We start from the raw sequence: 19,243 nt of genomic DNA on the forward strand, positions 1-19,243 counted from the left end.
CCATTGGTGGATTCAAACGACGTCCAGGCAGACCTCAAGCACGTTCTCTACACCAAGGAACAGATCCAGCAGCGGATCTCCGAACTCGCTGCCGAGATCGACAAGGACTACGAAGGCCGTGAAATCCTCATTGTTGGCGTGCTCAAGGGTGCGGTGATGGTCATGGCAGACCTCGCCCGCGCGCTGCACAGCCACATCTCCATGGACTGGATGGCTGTTTCCTCCTACGGCTCCGGCACCCAGTCCTCCGGGGTTGTCCGCATCCTCAAGGACCTGGACACGGACCTCATGGGCAAGGACGTCCTGATCGTCGAGGACATCATCGACTCCGGCCTGACGCTGTCCTGGCTGAAGACCAACCTGGAGTCCCGCGGCACTGCTTCGGTGGAAATCTGCACCGCCTTCCGCAAGCCCACTGCCGCCAAGGTGGAGATCGACGTTAAATACGTCGGATACGACATCCCCAACGAGTTTGTTGTGGGCTACGGCCTGGACTACGCAGAAAAGTACCGCAACCTGGACTTCGTGGGCACTTTGGCGCCGCACGTCTACGAGTAACCCGCGCTTCCCTGCCGCGCACCTGTTGTAAGGGCGGTCTCTTTCGGGAGGCCGCCTTTTGCACACCCGGACAACCAGCATGTGGAAGAGAAGTTGAACAACAAGAACATTGGCATCAAGGACGTAGCAGTCGCCGCCGGAGTGTCCGCCACCACGGTCTCGCACGTCCTCAACGATGTCCCGTACGCGCGGATAAGCACCGAAACCCGGGAAAAGGTGAAGGCCGCGGCGGTGCAGCTCGGCTACGGCCCCAACCGCCTGGCCCAGGCGCTGCGCACGCAGCGCACCGGCTTGCTGGGGCTGGTCAGCGAGGACATCGCAACTACGCCCCATGCGGGCAGGATCATTCTGGGCGCAGATGACGCCGCACGTGCCCGCGGCTACAACCTCATGATCATTAACACTTCCGCGTCGGCCAGCGATGAATCCAGGAAGTCAGACGTTGATGCCCTGCTGGAGCGTCGGGTGGACGGCATTTTGTACGCCACCATGTACCACCGCATTCTGGATGTGCCCGGCAATCTCGCAAACGTCCCGGCGGTACTGGTGGACGCCGTCAGCAGCGGGGCAACCATCGCCGCCGTTGTCCCCGACGAAGAAGCCGGAGCCAGGACGGCGGTCACCACCCTGCTGGCCGCAGGGCACACCCGCATCGGCTTCCTCAACAACACCGACGACGTTCCGTCCACTCACGGCCGCCTTCGGGGGTTCCGGAAGGCCCTGTCCGAGGCAGGGCTCGACGGCGGTGCCGCGCCGGTGCACACCGGACCGTCCGAAGTGCAGGGCGGCTATGAGGCGGCACGCAGGATGCTGCAGCTCAGCGATCCCCCCACGGGCATCTTCTGCTACAACGACCGGATGGCCATGGGCGCCTACCGGGCCGCGGCCGAGCTGGGACTTGCCATCCCCGCTGACCTGTCCATTGTGGGCTTCGATGACCAGGAACTCATCGCCGGCAACCTGCATCCGGGCCTCACTACGCTGGCCCTGCCGCACTACGAAATGGGTGCCTGGGCCACAGGAACGCTGATTGACGCCATTGAGGGCAAAGGCGACCTCGCCGGGCTGGCACTGGATCCGACGGTCCTGGACTGCCCGCTGGTCACCCGCGGATCCGTCGCGCCGCCCCGGTCCTGACCGCTACGCCCACAGGGAACTTTTGTGCCATACCGTGCGTGATTTACTCCGAACGGTGTATAGCTAGAAGCTGACGCAGCACCACACGCGCGCAGACCACTCGCCGTGCAGCACTACCAGGAGGGACGGGGCGAATCCCCGAACAGATGAAAGCTAAGAGTTTCTTCAAGGGCCCGGGCATCTGGATCGTTGTTGTTATCGGCATGCTCCTTGTGGCCTTTGCAACGCTGGCTCCCGGCGGTGCCGCCCGGATCGACACGAACAAGGGCCTGGAGCTGCTGTCTGAAAACCAGGTTGAGCAGGCGAAGATCTTCGACGGCGAAAACCGCGTGGACCTGGTACTCAAGGAAAACCTGCAGCTCAACGGCCAGGACAAGGGCAAGAGCGTCCAGTTCTTCTTCGTTGATGCCCGTGCGGTGGACGTGGTCAAGGCCGTCACCGATGCCAAACCTGCCAGCGGCTACACGGACCAGCCAATCGAGAGCAACTGGTTCTCCGGACTGCTCTCGCTCCTGATCCCGGTCATCCTCCTCGGTGCCTTGTTCTGGTTCCTGATGACCCGCATGCAGGGCGGCGGTTCCAAGATCATGCAGTTCGGCAAGTCCAAGGCCAAGATGGTCAACAAGGACATGCCGCAAGTGACTTTTGTTGACGTTGCCGGTGCGGACGAGGCTGTTGAGGAGCTCCAGGAAATCAAGGAGTTCCTGCAGGAGCCGGCAAAGTTCCAGGCGGTGGGGGCCAAGATCCCCAAGGGCGTGCTGCTCTACGGCGCTCCCGGAACCGGCAAAACCCTTCTGGCCCGGGCCGTTGCGGGCGAAGCCGGCGTGCCTTTCTTCTCCATCTCCGGCTCGGACTTCGTTGAGATGTTCGTCGGTGTGGGCGCGTCCCGGGTCCGCGACCTCTTCGAGCAGGCCAAGGCCAACTCTCCCGCCATTATCTTCGTTGACGAAATCGACGCAGTGGGCCGCCACCGTGGCGCCGGCATCGGCGGCGGCAATGACGAACGCGAGCAGACCCTCAACCAGCTGCTGGTTGAAATGGACGGCTTCGACGTCAAGACCAACGTCATCCTGATCGCCGCCACCAACCGTCCCGATGTCCTGGACCCGGCACTGTTGCGTCCCGGCCGTTTTGACCGCCAGATTTCTGTGGATGCCCCGGACCTGATCGGCCGCGACCAAATCCTGCAGGTGCACGCCAAGGGAAAGCCGATGGCCCCGGGCGTTGACCTCAAGGCTGTGGCCAAGAAAACCCCGGGCTACACCGGTGCAGACCTCGCCAACGTACTCAATGAAGCGGCGCTCCTCACGGCACGTTCCAACGCCAACCTCATCGATGACCGCGCCTTGGACGAGGCCATCGACCGCGTCATGGCAGGCCCGCAGAAGCGCAGCCGCGTTATGAAGGAACACGAACGCAAGATCACCGCGTACCACGAGGGCGGACACGCCCTGGTGGCAGCGGCGCTGCGGAACTCGGCCCCGGTCACCAAGATCACCATCCTGCCCCGTGGCCGCGCCCTGGGCTACACGATGGTGGTTCCGGATAACGACAAATACTCCGTCACCCGCAACGAGCTCTTGGACCAGATGGCCTACGCCATGGGTGGCCGCGTGGCTGAGGAGATCGTGTTCCACGATCCCTCCACGGGAGCCTCCAATGACATCGAGAAGGCCACGGCGACGGCCCGCAAGATGGTCACCGAGTACGGCATGAGCGAACGCGTGGGTGCCGTCCGCCTCGGCCAGGGCGGCGGCGAGCCGTTCCTTGGCCGCGACGCCGGGCACGAGCGCAACTATTCCGACCAGATCGCCTACGTGGTGGATGAGGAAGTGCGCCGCCTCATCGACCAGGCGCACGATGAGGCTTACGCCATCCTTACCGAGAACCGCGACGTCCTGGACCAGTTGGCACTGGAACTCCTGGAACGCGAAACCCTCAACCAGTCCGAGATCGCCGATATCTTCGCCGACATCCGCAAGCGTGACTTCCGCGAAGTCTGGTTGTCCAAGGAGACCCGCCCGGTCCAGCAGGCGGGCCCAGTGGAATCCCGCCAGGAGAAGGCTGAGCGCGAAGCCCAAGAGGAAGCAAAGCAGGCCCGCCTCGAGGAGCCGCTGGACGCGCAGCCCCCGCACCCGCAGGGTGTCCCGGAGGACGCAGCGTTCCAGGGCGGCGTCCCCGACTCGGGGCCTGACGGCGTCCACGGCTAAGCTTTCTTCTGTGAACCACTTCGACGACGACGACATCCACTCCTCCGCCGGACACCCGGCGGAGGACGGCCACCACCACAAAAAGCATGAGAAAGTGGACCGGCCGCGGATCGAAGCTGCTGTCCGCGAAATCCTGCTGGCCATCGGCGAGGACCCGGACCGCGGCGGCCTGCAGGACACCCCGAAGCGCGTGGCCAAGGCCTACGCCGAGGTGTTCGCCGGGCTGCACCACGATCCGGCGGACATCCTGTCCACCAAGTTCGACCTCGACCACGAAGAATTGGTCCTGGTCAAGGACATCCCGTTCTATTCCACGTGCGAGCACCACCTGGTCCCGTTCCACGGGGTGGCGCACGTGGGCTACATTCCCTCGCACGATGGCAAAGTGACCGGGCTCAGCAAGCTGGCACGGCTTGTGGACATGTACGCCCGTCGCCCGCAGGTGCAGGAGCGACTCACCACCCAGATCGTTGAAGCAATGGTCAGCCACCTCAAACCCCGCGGCGCGATCGTCGTGGTTGAATGCGAGCACATGTGCATGTCCATGCGCGGTGTCCGCAAGCCCGGAGCGAAAACCGTCACCAGTGCGGTACGCGGGCAGCTCCATGACCCGGCCACCCGCGCCGAAGCCATGAGCCTCATCCTCGGAAGGTAAGTATCAGACCATGGACTCACTAGCTGCAGCCCCGGGAACCGGGCCCGCAACATCTCCGCTGCCCATCCTGCGCAAACCGCGTCCGGCCGCGAAGTTCTCCGACCTGCCCACCGACCGCACCCTGGTCATGGGCATCCTGAACGTCACCCCGGACTCCTTCAGCGATGGCGGCAAGCATCCGACGGCGGACACCGCCATCGCCGCCGGCCTCCGGATGTTCTACGCAGGGGCTGACATCATCGACGTCGGCGGTGAGTCGACCCGTCCCGGCGCCGAGGACGTCAGCCCGGAAGAGGAACAGCGGCGGGTGATCCCCGTGATCGAGGCCCTGGTCAAGGCAGGCGCGCTGGTCAGCATAGACACCACCCATGCCTCTACGGCAGCTGCCGCGGTGGAAGCCGGCGCAGCCATCATCAACGACGTTTCCGGCCTCACCCTGGAACCGGAAATGGCCGAGCTCGTGGCAGTCTCCAAGGTGCCCTACGTGCTGACGCACCGCCGCGGCGACGCCCGCACCATGAATTCGCTGGCCGAGTACAAGGACGTTGCCGGGGAAGTGGTGGCAGAACTCGCCGGGGTACGGGACAAGCTCTACGCAGCCGGGGTCGGGCAGGACCAGATCATTGTGGACCCGGGCCTGGGCTTCGCCAAGAACGACGCCCAGAACTGGGAGCTCCTGCAAAACCTGGACCAGCTGGAGAGCTTGGGGCACAAAATCCTGATAGGTGCCTCCCGGAAGCGATTCCTGGGCACCCTGCTCACGGTGGCAGGAAAGTCCGCCGCCCCGGAGGAGCGGGACGCCGCCACCGCGGCCATCACTGCCATCAGCGCGTTCCGCGGGGCCTGGGCGGTCCGCGTGCACGACGTCGGCCCCAGCCTTGACGCCGTCAAGGTTGCCTCACGCTTGGCTTCCGCCCGCACAACACACTAGGGCCGGGGGACCCATGGACAGGATTACGCTGAGCGGTGTCACCGCCGTCGGCCATCATGGCGTGTTCGATTTCGAACGCCGCGACGGCCAGCCCTTTGTGGTGGACGCCGTGCTGCACCTGGACTTTTCCGGGGCGGCCGCCTCGGATGATGTCCGGGACACCGCGCACTACGGCGAGGTGGCGGAGCGCATCACAGGCTGGATCACGGGCGAACCCGTGAACCTGATCGAGGCCCTGGCTGTGCGGATTGCCGAGGACCTGCTTAGCGAATACCGGCTCCACGCCGTGGAGATCACCGTCCACAAACCCAAGGCGCCCATCGAAGTCCCCTTCGGCGACGTGTCCGTCAGCGTGTACCGGGAGCGGACATGACCACCGGCTATACCAAGGCGGTGCTTGCGCTCGGCAGCAACCTGGGCGAACGGAACGACACCCTTTCCGAAGCGGTAGCTGACCTCGTGGATCCGCCGGAGGTCCGCCTGCTGGCCGTCTCTCCGGTGGTGCAGACGAAGGCGGTAGGTGGTCCTGCCGGCCAGCCGGACTTCCTGAACATGGTCATCACCGTGGAAACCACCCTGTCCCCGGCCAAGCTCCTGGAGCACTGCCAGTCCGTGGAGAACAAGCACCACCGTGTCCGCGAGGTGCGCTGGGGGCCGCGAACGCTCGACGTCGACATCATCACCTATGGCGACTTCACCAGCGAGGACCCGGACTTGACCCTGCCTCATCCCCGCGCTGCGGAACGCGCCTTCGTGCTTTATCCGTGGTCCCTGATCGAACCGGCCGCCATGCTGAACGGTGAACGCATCAGCGCGCTGGCTGTCCGCGCCTCCGACTTTGACGACCTTGCCCCGTTTGACGGCTTCGGCGACTTCGACGGCGTCCCCACCGCCGGGGCGGTTGAATAGGCCATGAAACCGATCAACCCCCTCCGCCTGCTGCTCATCGGCCTGATCCTGGCCGTCGCCGGCTGGGCTGCCACCGTCCTGACCAACCGGTACAGCATGGCCACGCCAGTCCTGCCCGTTACGGCCCTGGCCACCATGGGCGTGATCGTGGCCATCACCCTGATCCTCGGCATCCGGATCCTGCGGTGGCGCAACAGCAACCGGGACAGTACCAAAAAGAAGACTGTTCTTGACCCCATCCTGGCCGCCCGGACCCTGGTCCTTGCCCAGGCCTGCGCCTATGCCGGCACGGTACTCCTGGGCTGGCACGTCGGCATTTTCCTGGACCAGCTGAGGGTCTGGAGCCTGCGCAGTGACCAAGGCATTACCTGGGTGGCGCTTGCCCAGGCCGGTGGCGGCCTCGTGATGATTGTGGTGGGCCTCTTAGTGGAGCGCTTTTGCAAGATTCCGCCGGAGGACACTGAAACGCCGGGCGAGGGCCACCGTGGCCGGAGCCCGCGGGGCGAAGCCGCAGGGGAAGGCGAATATGCGTACCGAGGCGATTGATCCGCCAGGCATCACCTGGCAGCGGGTGTCGCCCAAATACGTCACGGTCCGGCTGGTGGAGTGGGCCCTCGGGAACCTCATCATGGTGCTTGTGCTGTGCCTGCCGCTGGTCTTTGTGACCCTCGGGTGGTGGGTGTGGCCCCCGTTGTGGCTGGCGATCCTCGTGCCCGCTGCGGCCGTGGTCATGGCCGTCTGGCGGCTGGTGCTGATCCCGCGACAGGTACGTGCCATCGGTTACGCCGAGCGGGACGAGGACCTCCTGATCCGGGGCGGCATCTTCTTCCAGCGCACCATGGTGGTCCCGTACGGGCGGATGCAGTACGTGGACATCGGGGTGGGCCCAGTGGAGCGTGGGCTTGGATTGTGCACCTTGAAGCTGCATACGGCCTCGCCGGGAACCAACGCACTGATCCCCGGGCTGCCGGCCGCGGAAGGCGCGCGCCTGCGCGAGCAGCTGTCGGCCCGCGGCGAAGCCAGGCTGGCTGGGCTGTGACCGCTGACGGCCCCGTCCCGGAGCCGGGTTCCGCGCCACTTCCGCGTAAAGCCGACGCCGCGCCTACGCCTGCCGCACCTACGGCTGCAATGACTGCGCCCGCCGCGTCCGCACCGGAAACGCACGACGGCGAGTGGCTGCGCGTGCATCCGGCGTCGCCGTTTGTGCGCGGCTGGGTGGCCTTGGCCGCCATCGGCTTTTTCTTCGGCCGCGACTTCTTTGAGCGGATGCTGCAAGGCAGGCCCCTCTTGGAAGAGGGGTTCGCCGGCCGGATTCCCTGGCTGCTGGCCGGCGGCGGGACCGTACTGCTGATCGCCGTCCTTGGCTTCATCCTGACCTGGTACTTCACCAGGTACCAGGTTGCCGGCGGCTACGTCCGGGTCAATACCGGTTTCCTTTTCCGGCAGCAGCGGCAGGCCCGGCTGGACCGCGTCCAGGCCATTGACATCGTGCAGCCGCTGCTGGCCAGGATCTTTGGCCTGGCTGAACTCAAGTTCGAAGTCGCCGACGCCGGTGAGTCGGCTGTGCGCCTCGCCTACCTCCGGATGGACGACGCCCGCCAGCTCCGTGCCACTATCCTCGCCCGGGCCGCCGGCGTGGTCCAGGACCCGGAGCGGCCCGAGGAAGCCGCGCCCGAGGCGCCGGAATTCCCCGTGCTGTCCGTGCCGCCGTCGCGCCTGGTCGGTTCGCTGCTGCTCAGCGAGCAGAGCTTCTTCGTGGTGCTGGGCGGCGTCGCGTCAGTGGTCCTCTCCGCGGTGACCGACAATCGCGGGTTCTACCTGTACCTGATTCCCGCCGCCCTGGGCCTCGCCGCGACCTACTGGAGTTCCTTCAACAAGGGCTACAACTTCACTGCCGCTATTTCCCCGGACGGCATCCGGCTGCGGTATGGACTACTGGACACCCAGGCCCAGACGCTCCCGCCCGGGAGAATCCAGGCGCTCAGGGTAGCCCAGCCGCCGCTCTGGCGTATTTTCGGCTGGTACCGCATACAAGTCAACGTGGCCGGATATGGTGCTGCGGGAAGCAACGGCGAAACGGCGTCGCGCACCACCCTGCTGCCCGTGGGAAAGCTGGCCGACGTGATGAGCATGCTGTCCCTGGTGCTCCCGGACCCCGGAACCCCGGAACCGGGGAGTGTATTCACCGCCGGGCTCACGGGACTGGATTCCGACGGCGGCTTTGTCACCACGCCGCGGCGCGCCCGGTTCCTGGCCCCGCTGGGGTGGCGCCGCAACGGCTACACCGCCACAGCAACCGCCCTCCTGATCCGCTCCGGCCGCTGGTGGCGGCAGCTAGTGGTAGTGCCGCACCAGCGCACCCAATCCATGGCCCTGCACCAAGGCCCGCTGGCCAGGCGGTTCGCTGTGGCCGACCTCGTTCTGCACACCACCGCCGGTCCGGTCTCGCCCCGCCTGATCCAAGCCGGGGTCGAGGAAGCCAGGACCCTCTTCGACGAACAGTCGACCCGTGCCAGGCTGGCCCGCAAACGCCAGACGAGTGAACAGTGGCTGGCCCAGGTGGCGCCGGCAACTCCCGCCGCTGAGCCCGAAACCGCGGCGATTCAGCCCGATCCAAGCCAGCCGGTTGAGTCCGCGCCGACCCCTGACACCCCCAAACGACAGGAAGGCCAGCAACATGGCTAAGCCGGGGCGCCTCGGCGTCGGAATCATTGGCGCAGGCAAGGTGGGTGCCGTGCTCGGTGCTGCGCTCCGAGCGGCCGAGCACGCCGTCGTGGGGGTGTCCGCGGTGTCTGACGCGAGCCTGGAACGTGCGGAAGCGCTTCTTCCCGGAGTGCCCATCCTGGAGATCCAGGACATCGTGGAGCGTGCCGAACTGGTACTCCTCGCCGTACCGGATGACGCCTTGGCCGGACTGGTGGACGGACTGGCCAAGCTGGGCGCCTGGCAGCCCGGGCAGCTGGTGGCCCACACGTCGGGCCGGTTTGGCGTGGGCGTCCTGCATCCGGTGCGCGCGGCCGGGTCCATCCCGCTGGCCCTGCACCCGGCCATGACCTTTACCGGCATGAGCCTGGACCTCACCCGGCTCCTGGACTGCACCTTTGGCGTCACCGCGGACGCGGCGATGCTGCCCATCGCGCAGGCCCTGGTGGTGGAAATGGGTGCCGAGCCCGTGGCCATCGCCGAAGGGGACAGGACCCTGTACCACGCAGCCCTCGCCCACGGATCCAACCACATGGTCACTCTGGTGGCACAGGCATCCCAGCTGCTCCGTGACGTGGGCGTGGATTCGCCCGAAAGGATGCTCGGGCCCCTGCTGCGGGCCACACTGGAGAACGCGTTGGCCTCCGGTGAGGCGGCGCTGACCGGGCCGGTGGCCCGGGGCGATGTCGGAACAGTGGCCGCCCACGCCGAGGCCCTGCGGGAGTACGACGCCGGCGCCCACGGCGATGTGTTGGAGGCATACCTGGCCATGGCCCGCTCCACCGCACGCCGCGCCGAGAGCCGCGGGCTGCTGAAGGGGGACCAGCTGGACGGGCTGCGCCAGGCCCTCGAACCCAAGGAAGACTGAAGATGCCCATCAAACTGGTGACGACGGCGGCCGATCTGCGGTCCGAGAGCGCCCGGCTCCTGGTGAACAAGTCCGGCGCCTCGCAGGGGCTGGTGCCTACGATGGGCGCCCTGCACGAGGGGCACGCGCAGTTGGCGCGCACCGCCGTCGAAGAGAACGACGTCGTGGTGGCGTCCATCTTTGTAAACCCACTGCAGTTCGGCGACGCCGTTGACCTGGACCGGTACCCGCGCACGCTGGACGCAGACCTCGCCCTGTTGGAGTCCGAAGGCGTGGACCTGGCGTTCGCGCCGTCCGTGCAGGAGGTGTACCCCGGCGGCGAGCCATTGGTCCGGGTGACCGCCGGCCCGCTTGGGGAGAAGTGGGAAGGTGCCTCCCGGCCCGGACATTTCGACGGCGCCCTCACCGTGGTGGCCAAGCTGCTGCATTACGGCATTCCCGGAACCGGGCTGCCGCCGTCGGGCGCGTTTGCAACCTCAGGTGCGCCTTCTGCCGGCATCCCGGGATTGCCTGCCTACCGCGCCTACTTCGGCCAGAAGGATGCCCAGCAGTTGGCCTTGGTCCGGCGCATGGTGGCCGACCTGAATTTCCCCGTGGACATCGTGGGAGTGCCCACCGTCCGTTCTGCCGACGGCCTGGCCCTCTCCAGCCGCAACCGCTTCCTGTCCGACGAACAGCGGGACGCCGCCCTGGTGCTGTCCCGGGCGCTGCGGCTCCTCGAGCAGCGGGCCAACCTCCACGAGCCATTGGACCTCGAGTCCGCCCAGGCACTGGTAGCGTCCCAGCCGCTGGTTGAACTCGACTATTTCGAGGTGGTGGACCAAGGCACGCTGGAACCGCTGGCCGAGAACTGCCGCGAGACCCCGTTCCGTGGCGACGCCCTGGCGATCATCGCGGCCAAGGTAGGCCCCGTGAGGCTGATCGATAATCTGCCGCTCAGCTCCTGAAGCCTCCTGAACCTTCCTGAACCTTCCGGCCTGGTTCCGGGGTCCGGGCGAAGCCGGTAGGGGGCCCCGGTCCCTGTTGGTTGGCCTGCCGGTCCGCTATGCTCGAATTGTTGCCCCAGACCCTGGCATGGCCTTACTCGGCGTCCACCAGGAGGAGCAGTCATCAACGCGGGCAATCCCCACATCACTTCCCGTCTTACCCTTGGCCTTTGTGCTGCCCGGTGGCCGTATGCCCGGCGCAGCCGCGTACGGGCGTGCGCCGTGCACGCCTGTACCCCCCACCAACGCCTGTGGCCGACGTGCCACACCAGACCAGGAGCAAGTTTCCGATGATTAGCACAATAGAGGACGGCCTGTCCTATGTCGTCAAAGTGACTGACGCGTCCGTCCTGGACGAGTATTTGAATTCCGCTGTGGACCTGGCACGCCAACATGCTGCCAAGAGGGGGATCTGCGGCATCATGGTGACCCGTCACGCGCCCGACACCTTCACGGTAGCGGTGAGCGAGGCCGTGCCTTTTGGCGAGACCCGCGAGCAGATCGACCCCTAAGGGAGGCGCTGATGTATGACGGTCATGCGATGTTGGCACTTGCCCCGGAAATTACAGCACCTGCGCAGTTCCCCGGCATGCCCCGGGCCACGCCGATCGGGGTGCAGGCGCTCGAGATCATCGCCTCCATCCTTGAGGACGAATCGCCCGGGCTGGCAGAGATCAAACTGCACCTTCGCAAATGTGTTGCCGCCTACCCGGGTGCACCGGAACGGGCGTTGCTCGCCCATCTGATGGAGACTTCCCAACGCGTGAATGCGGAAGGTGGCGAGGAGACGCCCTGATTTCGGCCCGTGATGATCATGCGCGGTGGCGGTGAGTATCCTTAGGTGACGACTCCGCCATGCCGGTTCGGCCAGCAGCCGGCGTGAGAGTGGGATGAACAACCCAGCGGGATGGACCAGGGATCAGAGGCTCAGCATGGATGTTGCACCCGGGCTGGTCGCGGGTGGAGAAGACCTGTGCGGCCCCTATCTGCAGAAATTGCCCGTCACGGGAGCTGCAGTGTCCCTGTTTGGCGGCGCCACAGCCGAAACCCTCGTGTGCGCCAGTGACGCCCTCGCCGCCCAGCTGGATGAACTGCAGTTCAGCCTGGGCGAAGGGCCGCGGTGGAGGGCTGTCCGGACCCGCCTGCCCGTGCTGATCCCGGATGTGCAGGCGGTAGCGCACGCTGACTGGCCAATGTTCCACGAGGCCGTTGCCAGGACCCGGGCCGCCGCCTTGTTTGTTTTCCCACTGACGGTTGGTGCGGTGGACCTGGGCGTGGTTGAGCTCTACCACTCAGAACCCGGGGCCCTCAGCAGGTCCGAGCAGGCGACTGCGGCCGTTCTTGCAGGGCAGACCTCCTGGTACCTCCTTCGAACGATCCTCACCATCAGTTCGCCTGATACCGACCCCGCCTTGGAGCCGGCCCTCATGTCACGCCGTGAGATCCACCAAGCCACTGGAATGGTGCTCGCCCAGTCCGGTGCCACTGCAGCGGATTCCTTACTGTTGCTGCGTGCATACGCCTTTGCCCACGACCTCACGCTCCGCCAGACGGCCGACGCCGTCCTCGAAGGCCGCCTGAGTTTCACGTCCGACGGCGGTGTCAGCGGTCCCGGCAGCCCGCCGCTGACGTAAAATAGCGCCATGGCAACGACTACCCGCGCCGAGCGCGTCAGCGGGGCGTTCGTAAAACTTACGGACACCTTGGTTGCGGACTACGACGTCCTGGACCTGCTCCACACCCTCGTTGAGGAATCCGTGGGGCTCCTCGACGTTGCTGCCGCGGGCCTGGTGCTGGCCGACCCCAGCGGAGAACTCCAGGTCTTGGCGTCCACCAGCGAGCAAAGCCAGCTTGTGGAAGTCCTGCAGCTCCGGGCCGGCTCGGGACCGTGCGTCGAATGCTACTCCACCGGACGTCCCGTGGTGGTGGAGGACATCCGCGCACTGGATCGCTGGGAGGACTTCAAGGCTGCGGCACTTTCACAGGGCTTCCGGTCAGTACACGCGGTGCCCATGCGCCTCCACGCACGGACCATCGGTGCGATGGGACTTTTCGGGGCCAACGCCGGTTCCCTGACCGCGGAGGATGCTGCGATCGGCCAAGCCCTGGCAGACGTAGCCACAATCAGCCTGATGCAGGAACGCACCATCAGGGAAGCATCCCTGGTCAACGAGCAGCTGCAGCGTGCGCTGAACAGCCGCGTGCTGATTGAACAGGCGAAGGGAGTCATCGCCCACACCGCCGGAGTGGACATGGACGAAGCCTTCAACCGGCTGCGCAATCACGCGCGCGCTCATAATGAAGGCCTCCATGTGACCGCCGGCCGGATCGTGGACCGCAGCCTTAACCTCTAAAGCCGCACTGGCACCCGGCCGATACGCGGCCCAGGTGTCAGGCGGGAAGTTCCCGGTTGACCATCAGCTGTTCCAGCAGGGCCTGCTCGGGTTCTCCCGGATGCCGCGCCACGCAGCGGCGGAGCCGTGCCCGCGCCATCTCTTCCCCGGGGGACTTTCCGCAGAGCACTTCATCGATAATTTCCTGCGCCTGCCATCGAAGCGACTCGATCGCAAACCGCCGGATCTCGGCTGGATTGAAGTCCTCATCCAACCAAGGTTCAGGATCAGCGGGCACGCTTTGGAACATCCGCTCTGCTGACATAGGAGCCTCCTTGCACCAGACCGGCTGGGCCGAAAACGGTCCAATCGGCGTCGAAAGCACTGCGCGTAGGGGAAACATTACCGCGAGGAAGACCGGTCTGTCTCTACCTGGCGTAAACTGGTTCGTACAATGACTTCAGCCCCAGAGACTGGACCGTCCCCCGTGCAGACGCAGGTGGGGGCGGCAGTTGGCCATGCCGATGCAGTGGGCCGGATACTGGCTGTCGCTTACGAACTTTTCTCCCGCCGTGGTGTCCGGGACGTCGGCGTTAACGAACTCATCGAACGGTCCGGCGTTGCCAAGGCAACCTTCTACCGGCACTTTCCTTCCAAGGACGCCCTGGTGCTGGCCTTCCTGGAACAACGCGACCGGCAGTGGACCGTGGACGCCATTGTCTCCGAAGCCCGGCGCCGCGGGAACACGCCCGCTGAACAGCTGCTGGCCATCTTCGACGTCTTCGGCGACTGGTTCCTGCGCGAGGACTTCGAGGCCTGCTCCTTCATCAACATCCTGCTGGAGATGGGGCCGGCGCACCCCCTCGGCCAGGCAAGCATCGATTACCTGGCCAGGATCCGCGGCCACGTCCAGGCCCTTGCGGAGGAAGCGGGGCTGGCCCGAACCGAAGATTTCGCCCGGTCCTGGCACATCCTGATGAAGGGATCCATCATCTCGGCCACAGAGGGTGACATGCAGGCGAACAAGCGTGCCCAGCAGATGGCTGCCTGGCTGATAGAACACCACCGCAGCTAGGCAGCCAACCAGTCGCGGAACTTACAGTTGAGGCCCCGGTTTCCGGGGCCTCAACTGTAAGAACGCGCCGAACGGCGGGGGCACTCGCGCCGCCCTCGGGGCTAGCGCTTGACGGCGTCCAGCTTGAGCATCTTGGCGATGACGCTGTCCAGCTCGGAGTCGTCGAAGATCTTCTTCCAGTCGTCCTTGATGATGGTGTCCTTGCCGTACTGGATGGCGATTTCGCAGGCTTCGGAGAACGGGTTGGAGCCGCGCAGGGCGTTGGTGAGGGCAATCTGCACGTGACCGAACAGCATGGCCTTCGCCGCTTCCTCGGGAACGCCCGCGGTGTGCACGGTCTCGTGCAGTGCCTCGTTGAGCAGGGTACCGATCATGCAGGCGACGGTCTCCACGAGGGTGGGTTCGAGGATGGCGAGCTGCTTGACGGTGACCCAGTGGACGTCGATGACGGGTGCGTAGATGATGCGGATGGTGGCCTCGGCTGCTGCCTTGGTCCCCTCCGGTGCGTTCTCGTCGATTGCGGCCACCACGTTCTGCGGGGCGCCCTCGCCGCCGAAGGTGTCGGCCCATTCTTCCTTGGTGGTGCGCTCGAGGAACACGGACGGGTGGCACGGGTGAGCCACAGCCTGGACGACGTCGTCGCGCTTTGCCAGCAGGCCGGCGTAGGCGGCGGCGGGGTCCAGGGTGAGCAGGATTGCGCCGGCCTTCATCTGGGGGACTACGCCCTGGGAGACGACGCCGAGGACGGTGTCCGGGACGGCGAGGATGACCACGTCGGCGTTCTTGACGGCGTCGTCAGTGGCGGTGACTTCGCGGCCTTCTGCCTGGATGCGTTCCTGGCCTGCGGGGGAGTTCTCGCTGTAGAAGACGGTGTGGTCGCTCTTTTGGAGGTTACGGGAAACGCGCATTCCCATTTTGCCACCGGCTCCGATGACGGCGACGGTCAATTTTTCTGCTGACATTTCACTTGCTCCTTAGGAATTCGATGCTTTGTTGGGTCCACTGGTTTTCGAGGCGGATAGTGTCCGCCTCGGAGTCCTGCCACGGCAGCCAGTGTTCGACGATCTGGTTGATATTTCTTTGGTAGGGCATGAACTTGCTGACCATGTAGTCGTAGTCGAGCAGGCCTTCGCCGAGCGGTGCGCCGGCATAGGTGAATCCGACCCACCCGTCTTTGCGGCTGAACGCGAAGTCCTTGACATGCATGTTCAGGACATAAGGCGCGACGGCGTCAATCACCTCGCGAGGCATCTCCAGCGCCGCGACCGTGTTGGCCGGGTCGGCGCAGATGCCAAGGTACGGGCTGCCCACTCCGCGGATCACGTCCAGGATCCGATTGGTGGGGACCTGCTCGTAGGTTTCCACTGCGATCTTCACCCCGGCGCCCTCGAACTCGGGCAGGACCTCCTTGAAGATCGCCACGGCTTCCTCCGGCGTCGGGGTGTGGCCCGGGACGTTGAACATGGTCCGCAGCAGGGGCGAGCCCAGAATGCCGGCGATGCGCAGGAACTTCCTCAGGTGCTCCGGGCGGATGCCCTTGGTGCCGAGCTCAAGGGAAATGCCCAGCCGGTCCGCGGTGGCCCGGACGGCCTCCAGCTCGGAATCCGGCATCGCTTCGAGTGGGGCGTAGTCGCAGATTTGGAACAGTTCCACCCCGAGCGCGGCGGTCCGTTCCAGCGCCTGATGGATACTGAGCGGTTGGGAGACCTTGTCCGAGAGCTGCCAGAAGAAGGCGTAGCTGCTCAATCCAATTCTTGAACCCTGCCCGATCCGTGAGCCGGTGCCGAGGCTGGTCATACCCTCACCTCCGCAGCGGTCATCCTTGCAGCCGTCTCATCCAGGATGGTCTTCAGCGCTTTCGGGTCGTGTGCGAAGCGGCCCAGGAACAGGCCGGCGACGGCGGGGGCCAGCTTGGTGATCAGGCCTGGTCCGGCGCTTCCGCCATAAATGACGCGGCTGTCCGCCTGGCCGGGCAGGCTGCGCAGGTGCGCGTCCAGCCCGGTGATGACCGCGCTGATGTAATCCGGTGTCGCCGGTTCCGGGGCGCCGATGGCCCACTGCGGCTCGTAGGCCACGATGGTCCGGCTGGCCGGTCCCAGGGACTGCGCGCGGTGGAGGGCGGCGTCGATTTCCGCGGAGCAGCGGGTGACTGCTTCTTCCACGGATCCCCGTTGCAGTTCGCCGACGCACAGGATCGGGGTGAGGCCATTGCGGTAGGCGGCGGCCGTTTTCAGTCCGATGACTGTGTCATCCTCGCCGAAGATCCGGCGGCGTTCGGCGTGGCCCACTTCGGCGTAGCGTCCGCCGAGCTCGGCCACGGTCTTGCCGCCGACTTCACCGGTGAACGCGCCTTCGTCTTCCCAGAAGATGTCCTGGGCGCCCGCGGCGGCTCCCGCCGGTCCCAGGATGCGGGCAGCCTCGGGCAGAACCGGGAGCGTGGGCAGGACGAACAGCTCGATGTCGCCGGCCTGGACCGCCGGGTGCGCGAACGCGATGGCGGCCACGTCGCGGCAGTAGTCCACCGAGCGCTGGTAGCCGAAGTACATCTTCAGGCTGACGCCGATGATGGCCTTCGGTTTTATCGGGGTATTAGCACGAAGTGACACCCTCATAGTCCTTAATCAGGGTGACTTTCCCGGCCGAGGCCGAGGTTTCGTCAAAGGTGTAGGTGAGCCATTCCTTGGCGAGCCGGCGGGCGAGCTCCAGGCCAACAACGCGCTGGCCGAAGGTGAGGACCTGGACGTTGTTGCTCAGGATGGAACGTTCAACCGAGTAGCTGTCGTGCGCGGTAACAGCGCGGATGCCGGGGACCTTGTTCGCGGCGATAGCCACACCAAGGCCGGTGCCGCAGACCAGCAGGGCGCGGTCGGCCTTGCCGGCGGCGATGAGCTCGGCGGCGGCGATGGCCACGGACGGGTACGGGGTGTGGCTGGTGGCGTCCACCCCAACATCGGTGACGGATTCGACCAGCTCGGAGGCCTCCAAATCAGCCTTCAGGGCTTCCTTGTACTCGAAACCGGCGTCGTCGGCCCCAACAATCAGGCGCAGTTTGGCGCTCATGCTTTCTCCTTAATGGTTGTCCGCTCGATGAGCGTGTTGTGGATGGCTCGGATGATCAGTGCCATGGATACGGCACCCGCGTCCGGCGTGCCGAGGCTCTTCTCGGCGTGCGGGCGGGCGCGGCCCATAAGGGGCAGCAGCTGGGCGGTGTCCTCGGCGGCCTGCTCCGCGGTCACTGCGGCGGCGGCCCAGGCCTCGGTGAGGGACTTACCCGCACCGACGCCGGATGCCAGCGCGTCACGGAAGGGAACCAAGACGTCCACGAGGGTTTTGTCGCCGGGTTTGGCTTTGCCGAAGTCCATGATCGCGGCCGCGGCTCCTGCGACACCGGCGGCGACAGCACCGGCGTCGGGCGCTTTGCTGTCTCCCACGGCGTCCCCAACGGCGCGCAGGGCCATGCCCCAGAGGGCGCCGGAAGTGCCGCCGGCCTTGTCGGCCCAGGCATCCGCGGCAAAGTGAAGGGTAGTGGCGGCACCGGCGCCGCGGGCGACGGCGTCCGTTGCGGCTTCGACGGCGGCGCGGACGCCGCGTTCCATGCCGATGCCGTGGTCACCGTCGCCGGCGATCGCATCGATCCGGCCCAGTTCATCGGCGTTGGCATCCACGACGGCCTTCGCGGCGCCGAGGGCGGCGAGGACACGCGCGGCGCCGGCGCGGGATTCTTCCGTGGCGTGCGGGATGACCGCCTCGGCCTCGGCAAGTTCGCCGTCGCCGGCTTCCAGTGCTTCCGCGGTAACGGCGCCGCGGCGGAAGGCCGGGGCGTCGGCGGGGGCGTCCCAGAGGGCCTCGAGTTCGTCGTCGAGCCAGAAAAGGGTTAGGGACGTGCCGGCCATGTCGAAGCTGGTGACGAGTTCACCCACCTGCGGGTCAACCGCTTCCAGGCCGGCCTCGGCGAGGAGTTGTGCGACGCGGCGGTAGACGACGAAAAGCTCTTCGTACTTGACGCTGCCCAGGCCGTTCAGAATGGGGACCACGCGGGCACCTCTGGCGTCGAGCCCCTCCGGCACTTCGGTGAGGAGTTTGGCGACCAGCAGTTCGGCAAGCTCATCCGCCGTCGGAATGTCCGTTTCATCAATGCCGGGCTCGCCGTGGATGCCCATGCCCACGGCCATCCGGCCCTCCGGGACGGAGAACAAAGGATGGTCCGCGCCCGGCAGCGTGCAGCCGGTGAACGCGACGCCGAAGGAGCGCGTGCGGTCGTTGGCGCGTTCGGCGATTTCCATTGTTGCGTCCATGGAGTAACCGGCTTCCGCTGCAGCGGCGGCCACCTTGAAAACGGTCAGGTCCCCGGCGATGCCGCGGCGCTTGGTGCGCTCGGCGGGCGGGGCGGAGGAGACGTCGTCGGTGACGGCGATGCTGCGGCAGTCGATGCCTTCCGCCCGGAGGCGGTCCTGGGCCTGGTTGAAATGCAGGACGTCGCCGGCGTAGTTGCCGTAACCCAGCAGTACACCGCCGCCGTTGTTGGCGGCCTTGGCCACGTTGTAGACCTGCTGGGCGGACGGGGAAGCAAAGAGGTTGCCCATCGCGGCGCCGTGGGCCAGGCCCTGGCCCACGAGCCCGGCGAACGCCGGGTAGTGTCCGGAGCCGCCGCCGATGACCAGCGCCACCGTGTCCGGGGTGCTCTTGGTGTTGCGGACCACGCCGCCGGAAACGCGCTTCACCCAGCGTCCGTGGGAGGCGACAAAGCCCTCGATCATTTCGTCAGCGAAAGCTGAAGGTTCGTTGAACAGGCGGGTCATGGGAAAAGGCTCCTGGAGTTATTGCTCGCTCCGGTGGCTCGACCACCGGTTAGTTGGATTGGTGCGGGGGCGTCCGCGG

At 66.1% G+C, this 19,243-nt stretch carries 23 protein-coding genes; 17 read left to right on the forward strand and 6 right to left on the reverse strand.

What is annotated here, in order from left to right; translation table 11 throughout:
- The first annotated feature begins 6 nt into the window (after positions 1 to 6).
- The 16 genes from hpt to V9L17_RS04755 all read left to right on the forward strand — a co-directional run bounded on the left by hpt (position 7) and on the right by V9L17_RS04755 (position 13,311).
- Positions 7 to 558, forward strand: coding sequence for a hypoxanthine phosphoribosyltransferase (gene hpt / locus V9L17_RS04680; protein ID WP_337345424.1), 552 nt, complete (start codon positions 7 to 9; stop codon positions 556 to 558).
- A gap of 93 nt (positions 559 to 651) precedes the next feature.
- Positions 652 to 1,695 (forward strand): LacI family DNA-binding transcriptional regulator, encoded by a 1,044-nt coding sequence (locus V9L17_RS04685; protein ID WP_337350775.1) that lies wholly within the window; start codon positions 652 to 654, stop codon positions 1,693 to 1,695.
- A gap of 146 nt (positions 1,696 to 1,841) precedes the next feature.
- Positions 1,842 to 3,905 carry an ATP-dependent zinc metalloprotease FtsH gene (gene ftsH / locus V9L17_RS04690; RefSeq protein WP_337345425.1) on the forward strand — a complete coding sequence of 688 codons (2,064 nt, stop codon included), beginning with the start codon at positions 1,842 to 1,844 and terminating at the stop codon, positions 3,903 to 3,905.
- 10 nt (positions 3,906 to 3,915) lie between these two features.
- Positions 3,916 to 4,560 (forward strand): GTP cyclohydrolase I FolE, encoded by a 645-nt coding sequence (folE, locus tag V9L17_RS04695; RefSeq protein ID WP_337345426.1) that lies wholly within the window; start codon positions 3,916 to 3,918, stop codon positions 4,558 to 4,560.
- Positions 4,561 to 4,570: 10 nt separating this feature from the next.
- Entirely contained in the window at positions 4,571 to 5,491 is a 921-nt protein-coding gene (gene folP / locus V9L17_RS04700) for a dihydropteroate synthase (protein WP_337350649.1), read from the forward strand.
- A 13-nt stretch (positions 5,492 to 5,504) separates the two neighbouring features.
- Entirely contained in the window at positions 5,505 to 5,864 is a 360-nt protein-coding gene (gene folB / locus V9L17_RS04705; protein ID WP_337345428.1) for a dihydroneopterin aldolase, read from the forward strand.
- Positions 5,861 to 6,400, forward strand: coding sequence for a 2-amino-4-hydroxy-6-hydroxymethyldihydropteridine diphosphokinase (gene folK, locus V9L17_RS04710; protein ID WP_337345429.1), 540 nt, complete (start codon positions 5,861 to 5,863; stop codon positions 6,398 to 6,400). The genes folB and folK overlap by 4 nt, the downstream gene beginning before the upstream one ends.
- A 3-nt stretch (positions 6,401 to 6,403) precedes the next feature.
- Positions 6,404 to 6,946, forward strand: coding sequence for a DUF3180 domain-containing protein (locus V9L17_RS04715; RefSeq protein ID WP_337345430.1), 543 nt, complete (start codon positions 6,404 to 6,406; stop codon positions 6,944 to 6,946).
- Positions 6,927 to 7,439 carry a PH domain-containing protein gene (locus V9L17_RS04720; RefSeq protein WP_337345431.1) on the forward strand — a complete coding sequence of 171 codons (513 nt, stop codon included), beginning with the start codon at positions 6,927 to 6,929 and terminating at the stop codon, positions 7,437 to 7,439. The genes V9L17_RS04715 and V9L17_RS04720 overlap by 20 nt, the downstream gene beginning before the upstream one ends.
- Before the next feature lie 89 nt (positions 7,440 to 7,528).
- Entirely contained in the window at positions 7,529 to 9,085 is a 1,557-nt protein-coding gene (locus V9L17_RS04725) for a PH domain-containing protein (protein ID WP_337350650.1), read from the forward strand.
- Positions 9,078 to 9,971, forward strand: coding sequence for a Rossmann-like and DUF2520 domain-containing protein (locus tag V9L17_RS04730; RefSeq protein WP_337350651.1), 894 nt, complete (start codon positions 9,078 to 9,080; stop codon positions 9,969 to 9,971). The genes V9L17_RS04725 and V9L17_RS04730 overlap by 8 nt, the downstream gene beginning before the upstream one ends.
- 2 nt (positions 9,972 to 9,973) lie before the next feature.
- Positions 9,974 to 10,918 (forward strand): 4-phosphopantoate--beta-alanine ligase, encoded by a 945-nt coding sequence (locus tag V9L17_RS04735; protein ID WP_337345434.1) that lies wholly within the window; start codon positions 9,974 to 9,976, stop codon positions 10,916 to 10,918.
- A gap of 329 nt (positions 10,919 to 11,247) precedes the next feature.
- Positions 11,248 to 11,469, forward strand: a complete 222-nt coding sequence (locus V9L17_RS04740) for a hypothetical protein (protein ID WP_337345435.1) — start codon at positions 11,248 to 11,250, stop codon at positions 11,467 to 11,469.
- Between the two features lie 11 nt (positions 11,470 to 11,480).
- A complete protein-coding gene (locus V9L17_RS04745) occupies positions 11,481 to 11,753 on the forward strand; it encodes a hypothetical protein (RefSeq protein WP_337350652.1) in 273 nt (90 codons plus the stop codon).
- Positions 11,754 to 11,889: 136 nt separating this feature from the next.
- Entirely contained in the window at positions 11,890 to 12,591 is a 702-nt protein-coding gene (locus tag V9L17_RS04750; RefSeq protein WP_337350653.1) for a GAF and ANTAR domain-containing protein, read from the forward strand.
- Between the two features lie 9 nt (positions 12,592 to 12,600).
- Positions 12,601 to 13,311 carry a GAF and ANTAR domain-containing protein gene (locus V9L17_RS04755; RefSeq protein ID WP_337350654.1) on the forward strand — a complete coding sequence of 237 codons (711 nt, stop codon included), beginning with the start codon at positions 12,601 to 12,603 and terminating at the stop codon, positions 13,309 to 13,311.
- 37 nt (positions 13,312 to 13,348) lie between these two features.
- Here V9L17_RS04755 and V9L17_RS04760 read toward each other — a convergent pair whose 3' ends face one another.
- Positions 13,349 to 13,615 (reverse strand): hypothetical protein, encoded by a 267-nt coding sequence (locus V9L17_RS04760; protein ID WP_337350655.1) that lies wholly within the window; start codon positions 13,613 to 13,615, stop codon positions 13,349 to 13,351.
- 129 nt (positions 13,616 to 13,744) lie between these two features.
- Between V9L17_RS04760 and V9L17_RS04765 the strand changes: the two genes are divergently transcribed.
- Positions 13,745 to 14,365: a TetR/AcrR family transcriptional regulator gene (locus V9L17_RS04765; protein WP_337345440.1), complete on the forward strand. Its 621-nt coding sequence runs from the start codon at positions 13,745 to 13,747 to the stop codon at positions 14,363 to 14,365.
- A 101-nt stretch (positions 14,366 to 14,466) separates the two neighbouring features.
- On the opposite strand, the gene V9L17_RS04770 is transcribed toward V9L17_RS04765, so the two are convergent.
- From V9L17_RS04770 to V9L17_RS04790, 5 genes are read right to left on the reverse strand one after another with little or no spacing between them, the layout of a single operon-like run.
- Positions 14,467 to 15,327 carry a phosphogluconate dehydrogenase C-terminal domain-containing protein gene (locus tag V9L17_RS04770; RefSeq protein WP_337350656.1) on the reverse strand — a complete coding sequence of 287 codons (861 nt, stop codon included), beginning with the start codon at positions 15,325 to 15,327 and terminating at the stop codon, positions 14,467 to 14,469.
- A gap of 1 nt (position 15,328) precedes the next feature.
- Positions 15,329 to 16,162, reverse strand: coding sequence for a sugar phosphate isomerase/epimerase family protein (locus V9L17_RS04775; protein ID WP_337350657.1), 834 nt, complete (start codon positions 16,160 to 16,162; stop codon positions 15,329 to 15,331).
- Entirely contained in the window at positions 16,159 to 16,971 is an 813-nt protein-coding gene (locus V9L17_RS04780) for a triose-phosphate isomerase family protein (RefSeq protein ID WP_337345443.1), read from the reverse strand. Before V9L17_RS04780 ends, V9L17_RS04775 begins: the two co-directional genes overlap by 4 nt.
- Positions 16,955 to 17,425 (reverse strand): ribose-5-phosphate isomerase, encoded by a 471-nt coding sequence (locus tag V9L17_RS04785; RefSeq protein WP_337345444.1) that lies wholly within the window; start codon positions 17,423 to 17,425, stop codon positions 16,955 to 16,957. The genes V9L17_RS04780 and V9L17_RS04785 overlap by 17 nt, the downstream gene beginning before the upstream one ends.
- Positions 17,422 to 19,164, reverse strand: coding sequence for a dihydroxyacetone kinase family protein (locus V9L17_RS04790; protein ID WP_337345445.1), 1,743 nt, complete (start codon positions 19,162 to 19,164; stop codon positions 17,422 to 17,424). Before V9L17_RS04790 ends, V9L17_RS04785 begins: the two co-directional genes overlap by 4 nt.
- Positions 19,165 to 19,243: the final 79 nt, after the last annotated feature.

Source organism: Pseudarthrobacter sp. CCNWLW207, from assembly GCF_037203945.1.
Taxonomy (GTDB): domain Bacteria; phylum Actinomycetota; class Actinomycetes; order Actinomycetales; family Micrococcaceae; genus Arthrobacter.